This window comes from Pantoea sp. JZ2 (assembly GCF_035191405.1).
GTDB classification, from domain to species: domain Bacteria; phylum Pseudomonadota; class Gammaproteobacteria; order Enterobacterales; family Enterobacteriaceae; genus Pantoea; species Pantoea stewartii.
On the sequence record NZ_CP045247.1, the window covers coordinates 2,282,774 to 2,301,070 of the forward strand.

Genomic DNA, 18,297 nt, shown 5'->3' on the forward strand with positions numbered 1-18,297 from the left:
TCAGCGCTATCAGAAGCGGAAGGTTGACCAGACCGGGGCATGGTCAGAGGGTTTTTCCATGCCACGAATATCGTAGTCAATACCGCTCTCAATGCAGTGCGAGGCCAGCCCGGTGCTGGCCAGCAGCAGGTCAATGCGCAGACCGCGATTGTCATCGAACCCTTTAGAACGGTAATCGAACCAGGAAAAACGGTCACAGGTATCGGGATTATGCGCACGCCAGGTATCGACCAACCCCCAGCTTAACAGCCTGTCCATCCATTCCCGCTCTTCGGGCAGGAAAGAACACTTACCGGTACGCAGCCAGCGTTTACGGCTGTCTTCGCCAATCCCAATATCCAGGTCGGTGCTGCTGATATTCATATCGCCCATGATCAGCACGGGCTTATCCGCCGTAAGACTCTCGCTCAGATAGCTTTGCAGATCGCGGTAAAATTTTTCTTTGGCCGGAAACTTTGTCGGGTGGTCGCGGCTCTCGCCCTGCGGAAAATAGCCATTTATCACGGTAATATCGCCAATCGGGCTGGGGATTTCAGCCATGATCAGGCGACGCTGCGCATCCTCGCCATCGCCCGGAAACCCCCGACGCACGGAGACCGGCTGAACCTTGGTCAACAGTGCCACACCGTAATGGCCTTTCTGACCGTGATAAAACACGTTGTAGCCCAGCTTAGCCACATCCTCGAGCGGGAACATATCATCATGGACTTTCGTTTCCTGCAGACCAATGACGTCAGGCTGATGCTTCTCGACCAGTGCTTCGAGTTGATGGGGACGTGCCCGCAAGCCGTTAATATTGAATGAAATAAATTTCATGAGATAACCTTCAGCGAATGATAGGCAGGATGGTAGCGATTTTTGCCGGAAATGTCATGACAGAGTAGGGCAATTTCAGCGAGTGGTGGACAGCACGGGCGAGAGAGCACGACACACGGTCAGCGGGAACAGAAAATCAGAGTGGTTTCCAGACGCGTTTACTCAGGCGATGCCCGCCACGAACGCTGAACAAAGGCTCTTATCCTTCTCCGCGCAGAACAGTTTTATAACGGCATGACGTGCTAAAGGGAAGAGAGTGGTGGGAGAAGGATGATTCGGCGCGTTGCGCCTCACCCTACTGGCCGCGCTAATGCGCGTTGTCTCGCGGTGCCCGACGCGAACGCTGAACAAAGGTCTTATCCCTTTCCTCGCAGAACAGGTTGACTGAGTTGCATGTCGGAATGAAGTTGCTAAATACGAGATGGTGGTGGGAGAAGGATGATTCGGCGCGTTGCGCCTCACCCTACGGGCCGCGCTAATGCGCGTTGTCTCGCGGTGCCCGACGCGAACCCTGGTCGAAGGTTCTCATCCCTCTCCATGCAGAACAGGCTGACTGAGTTGCATGTCGGAATGAAGTTGCTAAATGCGAGATGGTGGTGGGAGAAGGATTCGAACCTTCGAAGTCTGTGACGGCAGATTTACAGTCTGCTCCCTTTGGCCGCTCGGGAATCCCACCGGGGATGATTTGTAGGCTCAGGCAGCAGATTCAGATGGTGGTGGGAGAAGGATTCGAACCTTCGAAGTCTGTGACGGCAGATTTACAGTCTGCTCCCTTTGGCCGCTCGGGAATCCCACCAGGGACTGAATTGTTGTGCTCTGAAGCGGGGCGCATCATACCAAATGGATTCAGACTGTAAAGCGGACTCAGGCAAATCACGAACCGTTTGCCCACTTTTTACGCGTAGCGCTGGAATGTCAGCCAGTCCAGCGCCCGTGGCGGTTAAAGAATAATCGTGCGGTTGCCGTAAACAAACACACGCTGACCCAGCACTTTATCTAACGCGCGGCTCAGCACATTCTTTTCTACATCACGTCCGGCACGCATCATCTCTTCTGCTGTATAGCTGTGATCGACGTTGATGACGTCCTGCATAATGATCGGACCCTCATCCAGGTTGTCATTAACGTAGTGCGCCGTCGCACCAATGATTTTAACGCCGCGTTCATAAGCCTGGTGATAAGGGCGTGCGCCGATAAAGGCAGGCAGGAACGAGTGATGAATATTGATGATCTGATTCGGGTAGCGTTGGACGAAACCCGGCGTCAGCACGCGCATATATTTGGCAAGCACCACATAATCTGGCTGGTAACGATCAATTTCGTCCGCCATCTTATTATCATGCTCTTCCCGCGAAAGCCCTTCATGACTGACCAACACAAACGGAATATCAAAACGCTCGACCAGCGAGCGCAGCGTTTCATGGTTACCGATGACGGCGGCTATTTCCATATCCAGCCCGCCAAACGCGCTCTTCATCAGCAGGTCGCCCAGGCAGTGGGCTTCTTTGGTGACCAGAATAACGACGCGGCGACGGCCTGCGCTGTGCAGTTCACGTACCGAGCCCTGAGGAAGGGCGCTGTCGAGATCGGCCAGTAAAGTATTGTCGTTAAAAATCCCTTCCAGCTCTGTGCGCATGAAAAAACGCCCGGTGCGATGATCAACAAACTCATTGTTTTGCACGATATTCAGTTCGTGCTTGTAACAAATATTGGTGATTTTGGCGATCAGACCTTTTGCATCGGGACAAATGGTTCGTAAAACTTTTCTTTGCATGGTTTGCGCTTGCATCTCAATCAGAGTCCTGTCAAAGCATTAAGGGTAAAACCGTTACGCAGGCAACTGCCTTAACCGCAACATTTTTTGTATTTTTTGTCGGCGCCACATGGACAGCGATCGTTGCGCCCGATGGCGGGCGTCATTCCGTCGACATAGTACCAGCGACTGTCCTCGCGAAGAAAGCGTGAACGCTCGTACATCGCCCGATTAACACCGTTTTCAGCAAAACGTGCAAAAAAAGTGACGAAAGATTCGTCTTTGTGGCGCCCCTCATCACAACGTGTGATGTTCAGGCTGAGCCATTCAGTACCCGCGAAACTTTCAGTCACTAAGTCAGCCAGCGCCGGAACGCGGCTGGTGGGATGCCAGGTGGCGACGAGGTAATCGACGTCTTGTTTGACATAAGCGCAGTAGCGGGAGCGCATAAGTTGTTCAGCTGATAAGGGAATTTCTGTTCCTTTAACAAAGGGCTGACAACATAGGCTATACTGCTTGCCGCTACAGCATGGGCAAGATTCGGACACACATTCTCCTGTTAATAACAGTGATTGTTAATGATATCGTTTACTTTATCCGACCCACGCGTGTGATGCCATGTATTGACGCCAGGACCCGAGTAAGATGAGAAAGCAAAAAATTGGATTGGCTCTGGGTTCCGGTGCCGCCAAAGGATGGGCGCATATTGGCGTTATCGAAGCGTTGGAGAGCGCAGGTATCAACATTGATGTCGTGGCAGGCTGTTCCATCGGTGCACTGGTGGGCGCAGCTTACGTCAATCATCGTCTCCCGCACATGAAAAAGTGGGTGAGTGCGTTTAGCTACTGGGATGTCATCCGTCTGATGGATCTGTCCTGGCAGCGAGGCGGACTGTTACGCGGAGAACGGGTATTCAACCATGTCCGGCAACTCATTACGCACGACGCGATTGAATCGTGCGGAAAGCCGTTTGGTGTGGTGGCAACCAATTTAAGTACCGGTCGCGAGCTGTGGCTGACCGAGGGTGAATTACATCAGGCGGTACGCGCGTCCTGCAGTATGCCAGGTTTATTACCGCCCGTCGGCTACAATGGATATTGGCTGGTAGATGGTGCGGTGGTGAATCCGGTGCCGATCTCCCTGACGCGCGCGCTGGGGGCGGATGTCGTGATTGCTGTCGATCTTCAGCATGACGCGCATCTGATGCCGCAGAATGCGATGGCGCTGACGCCCCAGAGTTCAGAAGAACATGCGGCGGCTGTGGCGCTCAATCTCGACTGGCGTGGGAAACTGCGACAGCGTCTGGTCAATTTTACGCAGCGCCGGGCCTCGCAAATGCCGGGCGCCATGGAGATCATGGCCACGTCCATCCAGGTGCTGGAAAATCGCCTGAAGCGAAACAGGATGGCAGGCGATCCGCCTGATGTGCTTATCCAGCCATTTTGTCCACAGATATCCACGTTGGATTTTCATCGTGCAGAAGAAGCAATTGCGGCTGGGAAGGTTGCCGTTGAGAAACAAATGGATGAATTATTACCGCTGGTCCGTAGAAGATAATCTGGTTGTTCACGCACAGATGTTACTTCGGTCTATTCTGAAAGGCGCAACTGCGTTTTATGAACCACTATTGATTTATCGGGTACGCAGGGGGATGGAATGGAAAAACCACTGATCGGCAAAAAGATACTCATTGTCGAAGATGAGGCCGTTTTCCGTTCGCTTTTAAACCAGTTTTTAACATCAATGGGGGCCGTCACTGTTGAGGCTGAAGATGGTCTGGAAGCTATTGCGCAACTGGATAAACATGCCGTCGAACTGGTGATTTGTGACCTGGAAATGCCGCGCATGAACGGAATTCAGTTTGTCGAACATCTGCGCAGCCACGGCAATACCCTGCCCATTCTGATAATTTCCGCGACCGAAAATATGTCCGACATCGCGCAGGTTTTACGTCTGGGCGTACAGGATGTGTTGCTAAAACCCCTGAAGAATTTTGAACGTTTCCGTGAAGCGGTATACGAATGCCTCTATCCGTCGATGTTTACCTCGAAAGTCGAGGAAGATGAACAGCTGTTTCAGGACTGGGATGCATTGGTGCGCGATCCTTCCGCTGCGGCAAAATTACTGAAAGAACTGCAGCCCCCGGTCCAGCAGCGCATTGCCCATTGTCGGGTAAATTATCGCCAGTTAACCATGGCAGAGCAGCCCGGGCTGGTGCTGGATATTGCGGCGTTATCTGACAAAGATTTGGCGTTTTATTGTCTCGATGTCACCCGTGCGGGCGACAATGGCGTGCTGGCGGCTTTATTATTGCGCGCCCTGTTTAACGGATTATTACAAGAACAGTTATCAGGACAGAAACAGCGATTACCTGAGTTAAGCAGTTTACTCAGACAGGTTAATCTGCTGCTACGGCAGGCGAATTTAACCGGACAGTTCCCTCTGTTAGTTGGGTACTACCATCGCGGATTAAAAAACCTGGTGCTGGTTTCTGCTGGCCTGAATGCCACCTTACATGTTCAGGCCCATCAAATTCAACTCAGTAATGGCGTTCCGCTTGGCACTATGGGCAGTACGCATATTAACCAGATTAGCCAGCGTGCGGACGACTGGCAGTGCCATATTTGGGGCGCCGGGGGCCGTATACGACTGATGTTATCGTCTGAGCAATAAACACCGAAGGGTAATTTATACTTACCCGCAAGACAGTGCCAGAAGTTAGCTTTACACTTGGGTAATAGTCTTAAATTCTACGGATAGATGCCTTCCAGGATAAATCCGTTCGCGAGTAACTGATATACTCATTTCCGAATTTAAACCGACATATCAAGCATTAAAACTTGAACGGCCTATAAGAGAGGTATTTTGATGTCTGCCTATAAGACCAAAGTTAAAAAAGCGGTAATCCCGGTAGCAGGTTTGGGTACGCGTATGCTTCCTGCGACGAAAGCGATTCCAAAAGAAATGTTACCGCTGGTTGATAAGCCGTTAATTCAGTATGTCGTTAACGAGTGTATTGCTGCGGGTATCAATGAAATTGTGCTGGTAACCCACTCGTCTAAGAACGCCATTGAAAACCATTTTGATACCAGTTTCGAACTGGAGTCGATGCTGGAAAAACGCGTTAAGCGTCAGCTGCTGGATGAAATTCAGTCCATCTGTCCTCCACACGTGACCATCATGCAGGTCCGTCAGGGCATCGCTAAAGGCCTGGGCCACGCGGTAATGTGCGCGCATCCGCTGGTCGGCGATGAGCCTGTTGCCGTCATCCTGCCTGATGTGATCATCGACGAATATGAGTCAAACCCAACCAAAGATAACCTGGCAGAAATGCTGAGCCGTTATGAAGAGTCTGGCCGCAGCCAGATCATGGTTGAGCCTGTCAGCGATGTAACCGCTTATGGTGTTGTTGACTGCAAGGGCGCAGAACTGAACCCGGGCGACAGCGCACCGATGGTCGGTGTGGTTGAGAAACCAAAAGCGTCTGAAGCGCCTTCTAATCTGGCTGTGGTGGGGCGTTATGTTCTGTCCGCAGATATCTGGCCACTGCTGGCAAAAACGCCTCCAGGTGCAGGCGGTGAAGTACAGCTCACGGATTCTATCGCCATGCTGATGGAAAAAGAGACCGTTGAAGCTTACCACCTGAAAGGGGTCAGCCATGACTGCGGTAACAAACTGGGATACATGCAGGCTTTCGTCGAATATGGTGTTCGCCATCCGGTGCTGGGCAAAGAGTTCTCTGAGTGGCTCAATAAAACCGTTAGCGATTAAAAATTTAAAACACAGGATAGCGTAATGAAAGTCACTGTATTTGGTATCGGCTATGTCGGTCTGGTTCAGGCTGCGGTGTTGGCCGAAGTCGGACATGACGTTCTCTGTATTGATGTCGATGAAAAAAAGGTTGAGAACCTCAAAAAGGGTCAGATTCCTATTTTTGAACCGGGCCTGACGCCGCTGGTTAAGTCTAACTATGAATCCGGTCGCCTGAAGTTCAGCACCGATGCTGCACTGGGCGTTAACCATGGCGTGATGCAGTTTATCGCCGTAGGCACACCGCCCGATGAAGATGGTTCGGCCGATCTGAAATATGTTACTGCCGTGGCACGCACCATTGCTCAGCATATGACCGATCATAAAGTGGTCATCGATAAATCTACCGTACCGGTTGGAACGGCTGACAGAGTCCGTGCAGTCATGACGGAAACCCTGCAGGCGCGTGATGCCAATATCAGCTTTGATGTGGTATCCAACCCCGAGTTCCTGAAAGAAGGGGCGGCGGTTGCTGACTGTATGCGTCCCGAGCGCATCGTTGTCGGCACGGATAATGATGCTGTCGTGGAACTGTTGCGTGAGCTCTATGAGCCCTTCAACCGTAACCACGATCGTATGATCCTGATGGATATTCGCAGTGCAGAGCTGACGAAGTACGCTGCCAACTGTATGCTGGCGACCAAAATCAGCTTTATGAATGAAATTTCCAATCTCGCGGAACGTTTAGGTGCGGATATCGAAAAAGTGCGCCAGGGGATTGGTTCTGACTCACGTATCGGCTATCACTTTATCTATCCTGGCTGCGGTTATGGCGGTTCCTGTTTCCCGAAAGATGTGCAGGCGCTCATTCGTACGGCGGAATCCATTGGCTATACACCACGTCTGTTAAAAGCGGTGGAAGACGTCAATGACAGCCAGAAAACTAAGCTGCCCGCCTTTATCAAACGTCATTTTGGTGACGATCTGAAAGGGAAGACGTTTGCGCTGTGGGGACTGTCGTTCAAACCGAATACCGACGATATGCGTGAAGCATCGAGCCGTGTATTGATGGAAGCGCTGTGGGAAGCAGGTGCGTCTGTACAGGCTTTCGATCCGGAAGCCATGGATGAAGCACAACGCATCTACGGTCACCGCGACGATTTGAAGCTGATGGGCACCAAAGAATCAGCATTACAGGGCGCAGATGGCCTGGTAATTTGCACTGAGTGGCAAAATTTCCGTGCCCCTGACTTCGACGTGATCAAAAATGCACTGAAACAACCCGTGATTTTTGATGGACGTAACCTGTATGATCCAGAGCGTCTCAGCAAACGCGGCTTCGTTTATTACGCTATTGGCCGCGGAGCGTCCATCCAGGCTGTGTGATTAATGAGGGATTTATGAATTTTCTGGTAACCGGCGCAGCAGGCTTTATTGGCTTCCATGTGAGCCAACGCCTGTTGGCCGCCGGTCACCAGGTTGTCGGTATTGACAACCTGAATGACTATTATGATGTCAGCCTCAAACAGGCCCGTCTTGATTTGATCGGCGACAACCCATCTTTTACGTTTGTTAAAACCGATTTGGCCGACCGTCAGGCCATTGCAGCACTTTTCGAACAGCACAAATTTCAGCGCGTTATCCACCTGGCCGCTCAGGCTGGTGTGCGCTATTCACTTGAAAACCCGCATGCGTATGTGGATGCCAATGTTATTGGGCATCTGAATATTCTTGAAGGGTGCCGTCATCATCGTGTTGAACATCTGCTCTATGCGTCGTCCAGCTCCGTTTATGGACTGAACAGTAAGCTGCCGTTTTCTACAGAAGACAGTGTCGATCATCCGGTGTCATTGTATGCCGCGACCAAAAAAGCCAATGAGCTGATGTCGCACACCTATTCGCATCTGTATCAGTTACCCACCACCGGTTTACGTTTCTTCACTGTATACGGTCCCTGGGGACGCCCCGATATGGCCTTGTTTAAATTTACCCGGGCTATGATTGCGGGTGAGGCGATTGACGTCTATAACCAGGGTAAAATGCAACGCGATTTCACCTATATCGATGATGTTGTCGAGGCCATTATTCGTCTGCAGGATCGTATTCCGCAGCCGGATGAAAGTTGGACGGTAGAGAGCGGATCTGCCGCGTCGAGTTCAGCGCCGTATCGTATTTACAATTTAGGCAATAGTCAGCCGATGAGCTTGATTCGCTATATTGAAGCGATTGAAAAAGCATTAGGTGTAACGGCAAATAAAAATCTGATGCCAATGCAACCCGGTGACGTGTTAGCTACCAGCGCAGATACCAGCGATTTATTTAACGCTGTCGGCTTTAAACCGCAAACAGGCGTGGATGAAGGTGTCAGACGTTTTGTTGACTGGTACCGAAACTTTTATTCGGTATAAAAACAAAAAGGAAGCGACCGCTTCCTTTTTTTTCTGGTATTGGTAATCAGGTCGCTAAAATGAAGCCAGCAAAGCCTAAAGCACGCCAGGATTTACAGCAAAAAGTCGTCTAACTGCTTACCATGTTGTTCCATGGCTTTTTTGATTGCTGCTGGTGTACGTCCCTGACCGGTCCAGGTTTTGGTCTCCCCGTTTTCATCAACAAACTGATATTTGGCAGGGCGGGCAGCACGTTTGGCTTTGCCAGACGTTTTGGACTCTGACAATGCGTTGAATAACTCATTGGGATCGATTCCATCCGCTAAAAGCATATCGCGATATTGCTCAAGTTTACGCGCACGCTCTTCCGTTTCTGCTTTAGAATGTGACGCTTCATCGCGGCGTTCATTTACTACGACTTCAAACTTTTCCAGCATTTCTTCCAGTGTTTCCAAAGAACACTCTCTGGCCTGGGCACGCAGCGTGCGGATATTATTAAGATTTTTTAGTGCTTCGCTCATTGTCCTGATCTCTGAATAATGAATAGGAGAGTTGTTCTGCCCGCTAATAGTAGTGGTGGGGGGAAATAACTTCAACATTAAATTAATTTTTAGCTTTAAAAGTTCAAAGATGAATTTATTAAATTATAAATTCCGCCAGATAAAGCGCGATGTAAGGACCAATGAAACGTTGATGTTTAACCGGCAACCTATAAAGCCCTGACACGGTTCAATGAAAATAAAGCTTAACGCGATACTGTCTTTAATATTCATATAGTCAAAAATAATGCGCTGCCGTTGCAGGACAGGCAATACCCGACGCTGGCTCTCGTCTGAACGTAACGGGCTGAAAATCAACACGGCATCGCCGGTCAGATATGGTAAAATCGCACTTATTTTGTTTCATCCACACCGGGATACCGTGCCAATGGCTCAACTCTATTTCTACTATTCGGCAATGAACGCGGGTAAATCAACCGCGCTTTTGCAGTCTTCCTATAATTATCAGGAGCGCGGTATGCGGACCCTGGTTTATACCGCTGAGATTGATAATCGCTTTGGTACCGGTAAAGTCAGTTCACGCATTGGCTTGTCATCACCGGCCGTTCTTTATAATGCCGAAAGCCAGCTGGATGTGGAAATTGCACAAGAGCATGCGCGCCAGCCCGTACACTGTGTGTTAGTGGATGAAAGTCAGTTTCTGACACGGGAACAGGTGAAGGCCTTGTCTGACGTGGTGGATAATCTGGATATTCCGGTGCTGTGTTATGGGTTAAGAACCGACTTTCTGGGAGAATTGTTTACCGGTAGCCAGTATCTGCTGGCCTGGGCCGATAAACTGGTGGAGCTTAAAACCGTATGTCATTGCGGACGTAAAGCGGGCATGGTGCTGCGTCTCGACAGCGAAGGCAAACCCTTCCGGGAAGGGGAGCAGGTGGTGATTGGCGGCAATGAGCGCTATATCTCGGTGTGCCGTAAGCACTATAAAAAAGCGATTGAGCAGGGCTGTTTGCAGGCTATCCACGGCGCGCAAACGCCAGTCGCGTAATCCTGTTCCTCACCTCAGGTTCACGTGGTCGCAAAAGTCTTTCCTGGCGAACCTCATTCGTCTTTTTATCTTTATGGCGACCTGGGTGTCGGTCAGTCCGTGTGTGGTAGCGATTGCACTATTGCACATTCACTGACAGCGGGCGAACAGCCTGCTTATCCTCAACAGCCATAAAAAACCCCCTTGTGACCGAGCCACAAGGGGGATGGCGCACCCGCACTAACGGGCTTGTTCCTGATTAGGCTTTTTTGACCTTTTTAGCGGCTTTGATATCGCTGACGGGTTGATTCAGGGGCTGTTCAACCTGGGCATAAGGCTCAACAAATTTGCGGCCGTAGTAACTGTCCAGCATGATCTGTTTCAGTTCAGCAATTAGCGGATAACGTGGGTTAGCACCGGTACACTGATCGTCGAACGCATCCTCAGCCAGTTTGTCCACTTTTGCCAGAAAATCCGCTTCCTGCACGCCAGCTTCACGAATTGAGGCGGGAATACCCAGTTCCGTTTTAATTTCATCCAGCCAGACCAGCAGTTTCTCAATTTTCTGAGCAGTACGATCGCCTGTGGCGGTCAAACCAAGATGATCGGCGATTTCCGCATAGCGACGACGCGCCTGTGGACGATCATACTGACTGAATGCAGTCTGTTTGGTCGGGTTGTCATTTGCGTTATAACGAATGACGTTGGAAATCAGCAGCGAGTTGGCCAGTCCGTGGGGAATATGGAACTCGGAACCCAGTTTATGGGCCATCGAGTGACATACGCCGAGGAAGGCGTTGGCAAAGGCAATACCGGCAATGGTGGCGGCATTGTGCACACGTTCACGCGCAACCGGATTTTTGGCGCCTTCGGCATAACTGGCGGGCAGGTTCTCTTTCAGCAACTTAAGCGCCTGCAGTGCCTGACCATCAGAATACTCATTCGCCAGAACGGAAACATAGGCTTCCAGTGCATGGGTAACCGCATCCAGACCGCCAAAGGCGCAGAGTGAACGCGGCATATCCATTACGAGGTTCGCATCCACAATGGCCATATCCGGGGTCAGTGCATAATCTGCCAGCGGATATTTTTGACCGGTGGCATCATCCGTGACCACCGCAAACGGGGTCACTTCTGAACCGGTGCCGGAGGTAGTGGTGATGGCTACCATGCGGGCTTTGACGCCCATTTTCGGGAACTTATAGATACGTTTACGAATATCCATAAAGCGTAATGCCAGCTCTTCGAAGTGGGTTTCGGGATGCTCATACATCACCCACATGATTTTCGCCGCATCCATTGGCGAGCCGCCGCCCAGCGCAATGATCACATCGGGTTTAAAGCTGTGCATTTGCTCTGCGCCTTTGCGAACAATGCTCAGTGTTGGGTCTGCTTCGACCTCGAAGAACACTTCCGTTTCAATACCGTGGGATTTCAGGACGCGGGTAACCTGGTCGGCATAGCCGTTATTGAACAGGAAGCGGTCAGTCACAACAAATGCACGTTTCGCGCCGTCGGTGGCGACCTCTTCTAAGGCGACAGGCAATGACCCACGACGGAAATAGATAGATTTCGGAAGTTTATGCCACAACATATTTTCAGCTCGCTTGGCGACGGTTTTCTTATTGATCAGATGTTTAGGTCCGACGTTTTCGGAAATTGAGTTACCTCCCCAGGAGCCACAACCCAGTGTCAACGAAGGCGCGAGTTTGAAGTTATATAAATCGCCAATCCCACCCTGAGAAGCGGGGGTATTAATCAGGATACGGGCCGTTTTCATTTTGTCGCCAAAATAGTGGACGCGTGCGGACTGGTTATCCTGATCCGTGTACAGGCAGGAGGTGTGGCCAATGCCGCCCATGGCGACCAGTTTTTCCGCTTTACTGACGGCGTCTTCGTAATCTTTAGCCCGGTACATCGCCAGCGTTGGCGACAGTTTTTCATGGGCAAAAGGTTCGGATTCGTCGACCCGTTCAACTTCACCAATCAGAATTTTGGTATCGGTTGGTACCGTAATGCCCGCCATCTCAGCAATTTTTACTGCGGGCTGGCCCACAATCGCGGCGTTGAGGCCGCCATTTTTCAGGATAATATTCTGAACCGCCTGAAGTTCATGGCCCTGCAGCAGGTAGCCACCATGACTGGCGAAACGTGCCCGAACGGCATCGTAAATCGCATCGACAACAATAACGGACTGCTCTGAGGCACAAATCACCCCGTTATCAAACGTTTTCGACATCAGGATGGACGCCACCGCGCGTTTAACATCTGCCGTTTCATCAATCACGACAGGTGTATTCCCGGCACCGACACCAATAGCCGGTTTGCCGGAACTGTAAGCGGCTTTCACCATGCCCGGTCCACCTGTGGCAAGAATCAGATTGATGTCCGGGTGGTGCATCAGCTGATTCGACAGCTCAACAGAGGGCGCATCGATCCAGCCGATAATGTCTTTAGGGGCGCCAGCAGCAATCGCGGCCTGCAGCACAATATCGGCGGCTTTATTGGTGGCATCTTTGGCGCGAGGATGCGGCGAGAAGATAATACCGTTGCGGGTTTTAAGGCTGATCAGGGCTTTGAAGATGGCGGTAGAGGTGGGGTTGGTGGTCGGGACGATCCCACAAATCAGGCCGATGGGTTCGGCAATCGTAATGGTGCCAAAGGTATCATCGGTTTCCAGTACGCCGCAGGTTTTATCATCCTTATAGGCGTTATAAATATATTCGGACGCAAAGTGATTTTTGATGACTTTGTCTTCGACAATGCCCATGCCCGATTCTGCGACCGCCATCTTCGCTAAGGGAATGCGGGCATCGGCAGCGGCCAGTGCGGCTGCGCGGAAAATAGCATCGACTTGTTGTTGAGAAAAACTGGCGAAAGCTTGCTGGGCTTTTTTTACCCGTTCAACCAGTGCATTGAGTTCAGCGACATTAGTAACGGCCATTGTGATCTCCTGAGGAAGTTAAACTTTTTTAGGAAACAAGCCTGAACGGAAAGTATAGCCAGGGTAAAAACCGCTCAATCACAGGGCATGAAAGTGCCGTTTTTCAGTTGTTTACTAAAAGAATTCTTCTTCTCCGGTGGTATCGTGGCTGACAACAAAAGAGTATCGGGTTTAGGGGACAGCAATAATGATCCAAATCAATTTAAACCGCAGCTGACACCTTTCAGCCTGCGGTTCATGAGGGGGGAGGGCGATGAGGTTAAAAGCGCTAACAAAAGTAACATCTGCCAGCCATTGTGGAATGGCTGGTTTAACGCCCTAAACTGTAAGTAAATTAACAGAATAAATAACTCTCGCTTCAACTGGCGTGCGCGGCGTTTTTACCTTACATTAAGCGCGTTTTTCATCTGGGATGTGGAGTGAACCGTGAATCCTGCGCTGTTAGATCTTTCTGGCTATATCAAGTTTTTCGTAGGCCTGTTTGCACTGGTGAATCCCATTGGCATCATTCCGGTGTTTATCAGCATGACGCGTTATCAGGGCGTGGCAGAACGTAATAAAACGAATCTCACCGCAAACCTTGCTGTGGCCATTATTCTCTGGACGTCGCTGTTTTTAGGGGATGCCATTCTGCATGTGTTTGGCATCTCAATTGATTCTTTCCGTATTGCCGGGGGCATTCTGGTTGTCACGATAGCGATGTCGATGATCAGCGGAAAGCTGGGCGAAGATAAACAAAACAAGCAGGAAAAAACAGAAACAGCGATTCGCGAAAGTATTGGCGTTGTTCCGCTGGCTTTACCGCTGATGGCCGGGCCCGGCGCAATCAGCTCAACTATCGTCTGGAGTACGCGCTATCACAGTTGGTTAAATCTGCTGGGATTTACCGTGGCAGTGTCCATTTTTGCCTTCAGTTGTTGGTTACTGTTTCGTGCCGCCCCCATTATGGTCAGAGTACTGGGGCAAACGGGCATCAACGTCATCACCCGTATCATGGGGCTGCTGTTAATGGCGCTGGGCATCGAATTTGTGGTAACAGGCATTAAAGCGATTTTTCCAGGGCTGGTAAGCTGAATACCCACTTATTTTAACAAGCATAAAAAGACAGGCATCAAAAGAGTGCAATACGACACAAAATTGCACTCTAAACGGGCAATTATTTGCACCGCTGTATATCCCCTCCGGGTTATCACTTTCCCTAATACTCAGTGCGCGTCCCGATAGTACGCGCCTGGCCTTCCTGTCATCAATCTCACCTTATATTCTGCTTTGACGATGCATGTTGGCATGATTAATGCTTGTAAAGGCCCATTAATACCTTTTTAAATGGCACATCGGGAAAGAATGACGCTACAACAACGCAGTCAAAATCGGTGAATGTAATATTCTGGTTAGAATAGCATCAAATCTATGAATATTTTTATAATTCAGTAGGTTAATGTATTTTTAGGCTAAAAATTAACACTTCCACTGGGAAAAATCTCATGATAAAAGAGAAACAGATAACATTTTAACTATTTAGTTTTGGCGCCGTCATTCAGCTTCTGCTAATTTTCGGCGCATTGAGCATGTTTTCCCGAAGGTCGAAATAGCAAGATTTTTTTCTTGATGCAGACGGGATTGCAGAATAAAAACGGGCAGGTCAACAAGGTGTGGTAAATGAACGCTCAGCAATATTGGTCTTGTCTGGCACTAGGTGTGATGACTGCTTTACCCGTCTGTGCGGCCAGCGTACCCGCCGGCGTGACCTTATCGCCACAGCAGCAAATTGTCATTAACAATGGCTCCGAAGTGGCCTCGCTTGACCCGCATAAGACGGAAGGTGTGCCGGAATCCAATATTATCCTGAATCTGCTGGACGGGCTGGTTAATACAGATAATAACGGTAAGGTTGTCCCCGGTGTGGCTGAGAGCTGGGAAAATCAGCAAGGAAAAATCTGGACCTTCACGCTGCGCAACGATGCAAAATGGAGTAACGGCGAACCGGTAACGGCTAACGATTTTGTTTACAGCTGGCGACGCCTGGCCGATCCGAAAACTGCATCTCCTTACACCAGTTATCTGCAGGCGGCGCATATTGCCAATGCCGACGAGATTATTGCGGGTAAAGCGGCACCAGACCAACTGGGCGTAAAAGCGATTGACGATCACCATTTACAGGTCACTTTAACAGAGCCCGTTCCCTATCTGATTGCCATGCTGGCGCATACGGCCATGAAACCCGTGTATGCGCCCGCTATCCAGAAATGGGGCGAGGCGTGGACTCAACCCGGGCATTATGTTGGTAATGGTGCTTATACCTTAAGTGACTGGGTCGTCAACGAAAAAATTGTCCTGAAGCGCAATCCGCTTTACTGGAACAACGCGCAAACCGTGATTGAGCAGGGGACGTTTCTGCCGATCAGTTCTGAGAACAGCGACATTAACCGCTATCGCAGCGGTGGCCTGGATATGACCAACAGCGCCATCCCGCCCAATATGTTCGCGAAGCTGCGTAAGGACATCGGCGACGAAGTCAAAGTCAGCCCCTTGTTGTGTACGTTTTATTATGAAATCAACAACAAAAAGCCGCCTTTTACTGATGCGCGCGTGCGCGCGGCTATAAAGATGACGCTGGACCGCGACATTATCGCCAAAAAGATTATGGGACAGGGCCAGATTCCGGCTTACAGTTTTACACCGCCCTATACCAATGGGGCCGCGTTAGCCACACCGGAATGGATGACCTGGTCCCAGTCGCAGCGCAATGAGGCGGCAAAGAAACTGCTGGCAGAAGCGGGTTTCGACAGTAAAAATCCTTTGCGTTTTACGCTGCTCTATAACACCTCCGATCAAAATAAAACCCAGGCGATTGCTGCAGCGTCAATGTGGCAGCGCAACCTCGGGGCGCAGGTCACCTTACAAAATCAGGAATGGAAAACGCTGCTGGAAACGCGTCATCAGGCACAGTATGACGTGGTGCGGGCCACATGGTGCGCGGATTATAACGAGCCCTCTACTTTCCTGAATATGTTCCTGAGTCAGTCGTCGACCAATACCGCGTTTTATCGTAGTGCGGCCTTTGATCGGCTGATGGCAGACACGCTAAGCGCCACAAAGGATGCTGACCGCGCGGCATTGTATCAGCAGGCTGAAACACAACTCGACAAAGACTCGGCAATTGTGCCAGTTTACTACCGCGTCAGCGTGAGGCTGGTTAAACCCTGGGTTGGCGGGTTCACCGGCCGCGATCCGCAGGACATGACAGATCTGAAATATTATTTCATTAAACAACACTGATAACGCGCTTATCCGGCGGCACAGCCGGGAAGGGCGTTACCGTGCTGACCACGCTACAGGGTCAATGCTCCCCAGGTGAAAACACCGGGGCCCGAATACGGGGAACACTGAGGTCGCAAACACCCTCGGTGAAAATAAAAAAACTGGAGTTAAGAATGAACAACATCACGAAGAAAACCCTGATTGCTGCCAGCGTCTTTGCAGCGATGAGTGCGCTCACAGCCAACAGCGTTATCGCCGCCACGGTCCCTGCCGGGGTTGAGCTGGCCGCGAAGCAGGAGCTGGTAAAAGGAAACGGTAGCGAGGTTCAGTCGCTGGATCCGCACAAAATTGAAGGCGTACCGGAATCGAACGTCAGCCGTGACCTGTTTGAAGGACTGGTGATCAGCGATACCAACGGCCATCCGATTCCTGGCGTGGCAGAGAGCTGGGATAATAAAGACTTTAAAGTCTGGACCTTCCATCTGCGCAAAAATGCCAAATGGTCAAACGGTGAGCCGGTGACTGCTCAGGATTTCGTTTACAGCTGGCAGCGTCTGGCCGATCCGAAAACCGCGTCTCCTTATGCCAGCTATCTGCAATACGGTCACCTGGCCAACGTTGACGATATTATCGCCGGTAAGAAACCGCCAACAGATTTGGGCGTGAAGGCGCTTGACGATCATACGCTGCAAGTGACCCTGAGCGAGCCGGTTCCGTATTTCTATAAATTACTGATTCACTCCTCAATGTCGCCGGTAAACAAAGCGGTTATTGAGAAATTCGGTGACAAGTGGACCCAGCCTGAAAATATCGTCAGCAACGGTGCCTTTAAGCTGGAATCTCACGTCATTAACGAACGTATTACCGTTGTGCGCAACCCTGATTACTGGGATAACGCGCATACCGTGCTGAACAAAGTCACCTTCCTGCCCATTTCGTCAGAAGTCAGTGATGTTAACCGTTACTTCTCTGATAACGGCAGTGACATGACCTATAACAATCTGCCGATTGAGCTGTTCAAAAAATTACAGCGTGACAACGGTAAAGAGCTGCATGTTGACCCCTATCTGTGCACCTATTATTACGAAATTAATAACCAGAAAGCGCCTTTCACCGATCCGCGCGTACGTGCCGCATTGAAACTGGGTATCGACCGCGACATTATCGTGGATAAAGTGCTGGCGCAGGGCCAGAAGCCAGCCTACAGCTACACGCCACCAGCAACAGATGGTATGGAGCTGGTGAAGCCAGAGTGGTTTACCTGGTCACAGGAAAAACGTAATGCTGAAGCCAAAAAGCTGCTGGCTGAAGCCGGTTACACGGCAGACAAACCGTTAACGTTTACGCTCCTGTACAACACCTCCGATCTGCATAAAAAACTGGCCATTGCCGCCTCGTCGATTTGGGCCAAAAATCTGGGTGTGAAAGTGAAGCTGGAGAACCAGGAGTGGAAAACCTTCCTGGATACGCGTCATCAGGGCAACTTCGACGTTGCACGTGCAGGCTGGTGTGCAGACTATAACGAACCGACGTCGTTCCTGAATACCATGCTGTCTGACAGCAGTAACAACACCGCGCACTACAAGAGCCCGGCCTTCGACAAGCTGATGAAAGATGCCCTGGCCACAACCGATGATAAAGCCCGGTCGGCTGACTATGAAAAAGCTGAGCAGCAACTGGATAAAGACTCTGCCATCGTGCCATTGTACTACTACGTGAACACCCGTCTGGTGAAACCGTATGTCGGTGGTTATACCGGTAAAGATCCGCTGGATAACGTCGCAGACAGAAACCTGTACATCATTAAGCACTAACAGAACACCAAGAACAGCGGCGGCGCCATGAGCGCCGCCTGTATT

Annotated in this window: 14 protein-coding genes, 2 tRNA genes and 2 other RNA genes; 9 read left to right on the forward strand and 9 right to left on the reverse strand. The window is 50.6% G+C overall.

What is annotated here, in order from left to right:
- Positions 1-9: 9 nt before the first annotated feature.
- From xthA to GC087_RS11010, 7 genes are all read right to left on the reverse strand, one after another.
- Positions 10-816 (reverse strand): exodeoxyribonuclease III, encoded by an 807-nt coding sequence (xthA, locus tag GC087_RS10980; protein WP_054633684.1) that lies wholly within the window; start codon positions 814-816, stop codon positions 10-12.
- A gap of 254 nt (positions 817-1,070) precedes the next feature.
- A non-coding RNA gene (locus GC087_RS10985) (RtT sRNA) lies at positions 1,071-1,197 on the reverse strand.
- A gap of 41 nt (positions 1,198-1,238) precedes the next feature.
- Positions 1,239-1,366: non-coding RNA, RtT sRNA (locus tag GC087_RS10990), on the reverse strand.
- 41 nt (positions 1,367-1,407) lie between these two features.
- Positions 1,408-1,492, reverse strand: a tRNA-Tyr gene (locus GC087_RS10995).
- Positions 1,493-1,527: 35 nt separating this feature from the next.
- Positions 1,528-1,612 (reverse strand) — tRNA-Tyr (locus GC087_RS11000).
- A 144-nt stretch (positions 1,613-1,756) separates the two neighbouring features.
- Complete coding sequence (gene purU, locus GC087_RS11005) at positions 1,757-2,605, reverse strand: formyltetrahydrofolate deformylase (RefSeq protein WP_006119405.1); 849 nt, start codon at positions 2,603-2,605, stop codon at positions 1,757-1,759.
- Between the two features lie 56 nt (positions 2,606-2,661).
- Complete coding sequence (locus GC087_RS11010; protein WP_006119404.1) at positions 2,662-3,117, reverse strand: YchJ family protein; 456 nt, start codon at positions 3,115-3,117, stop codon at positions 2,662-2,664.
- Between the two features lie 97 nt (positions 3,118-3,214).
- Between GC087_RS11010 and rssA the strand changes: the two genes are divergently transcribed.
- The 5 genes from rssA to GC087_RS11035 all read left to right on the forward strand — a co-directional run bounded on the left by rssA (position 3,215) and on the right by GC087_RS11035 (position 8,727).
- Positions 3,215-4,126 (forward strand): patatin-like phospholipase RssA, encoded by a 912-nt coding sequence (gene rssA, locus GC087_RS11015; protein WP_039343037.1) that lies wholly within the window; start codon positions 3,215-3,217, stop codon positions 4,124-4,126.
- 99 nt (positions 4,127-4,225) lie between these two features.
- Positions 4,226-5,242 (forward strand): two-component system response regulator RssB, encoded by a 1,017-nt coding sequence (gene rssB, locus GC087_RS11020; RefSeq protein WP_006119402.1) that lies wholly within the window; start codon positions 4,226-4,228, stop codon positions 5,240-5,242.
- Positions 5,243-5,437: 195 nt separating this feature from the next.
- Positions 5,438-6,340, forward strand: a complete 903-nt coding sequence (gene galU, locus GC087_RS11025) for a UTP--glucose-1-phosphate uridylyltransferase GalU (RefSeq protein ID WP_006119401.1) — start codon at positions 5,438-5,440, stop codon at positions 6,338-6,340.
- Between the two features lie 24 nt (positions 6,341-6,364).
- Positions 6,365-7,705 carry a UDP-glucose dehydrogenase family protein gene (locus tag GC087_RS11030; RefSeq protein WP_006119399.1) on the forward strand — a complete coding sequence of 447 codons (1,341 nt, stop codon included), beginning with the start codon at positions 6,365-6,367 and terminating at the stop codon, positions 7,703-7,705.
- A gap of 14 nt (positions 7,706-7,719) precedes the next feature.
- Positions 7,720-8,727: an NAD-dependent epimerase gene (locus GC087_RS11035; protein WP_006119398.1), complete on the forward strand. Its 1,008-nt coding sequence runs from the start codon at positions 7,720-7,722 to the stop codon at positions 8,725-8,727.
- Between the two features lie 92 nt (positions 8,728-8,819).
- Here the strand turns inward: GC087_RS11035 and hns are convergent, their stop codons facing one another.
- Positions 8,820-9,227: a histone-like nucleoid-structuring protein H-NS gene (gene hns / locus GC087_RS11040; RefSeq protein WP_033741865.1), complete on the reverse strand. Its 408-nt coding sequence runs from the start codon at positions 9,225-9,227 to the stop codon at positions 8,820-8,822.
- A gap of 406 nt (positions 9,228-9,633) precedes the next feature.
- Here hns and tdk point away from each other — a divergent pair, with 406 nt between their 5' ends.
- On the forward strand, positions 9,634-10,254 hold the full coding sequence (gene tdk / locus GC087_RS11045) for a thymidine kinase (RefSeq protein WP_006119396.1): 621 nt from the start codon (positions 9,634-9,636) through the stop codon (positions 10,252-10,254).
- A 238-nt stretch (positions 10,255-10,492) separates the two neighbouring features.
- On the opposite strand, the gene adhE is transcribed toward tdk, so the two are convergent.
- On the reverse strand, positions 10,493-13,177 hold the full coding sequence (gene adhE / locus GC087_RS11050) for a bifunctional acetaldehyde-CoA/alcohol dehydrogenase (RefSeq protein ID WP_205953226.1): 2,685 nt from the start codon (positions 13,175-13,177) through the stop codon (positions 10,493-10,495).
- Between the two features lie 426 nt (positions 13,178-13,603).
- On the opposite strand from adhE, the gene GC087_RS11055 reads away from it, so the two are divergent.
- The 3 genes from GC087_RS11055 to oppA all read left to right on the forward strand — a co-directional run bounded on the left by GC087_RS11055 (position 13,604) and on the right by oppA (position 18,252).
- Positions 13,604-14,251 carry a YchE family NAAT transporter gene (locus tag GC087_RS11055; RefSeq protein WP_324030550.1) on the forward strand — a complete coding sequence of 216 codons (648 nt, stop codon included), beginning with the start codon at positions 13,604-13,606 and terminating at the stop codon, positions 14,249-14,251.
- 585 nt (positions 14,252-14,836) lie between these two features.
- Complete coding sequence (locus tag GC087_RS11060) at positions 14,837-16,456, forward strand: ABC transporter substrate-binding protein (protein WP_324030551.1); 1,620 nt, start codon at positions 14,837-14,839, stop codon at positions 16,454-16,456.
- Between the two features lie 155 nt (positions 16,457-16,611).
- Complete coding sequence (gene oppA, locus GC087_RS11065; protein WP_039343014.1) at positions 16,612-18,252, forward strand: oligopeptide ABC transporter substrate-binding protein OppA; 1,641 nt, start codon at positions 16,612-16,614, stop codon at positions 18,250-18,252.
- The last annotated feature ends 45 nt before the right edge of the window (positions 18,253-18,297 follow it).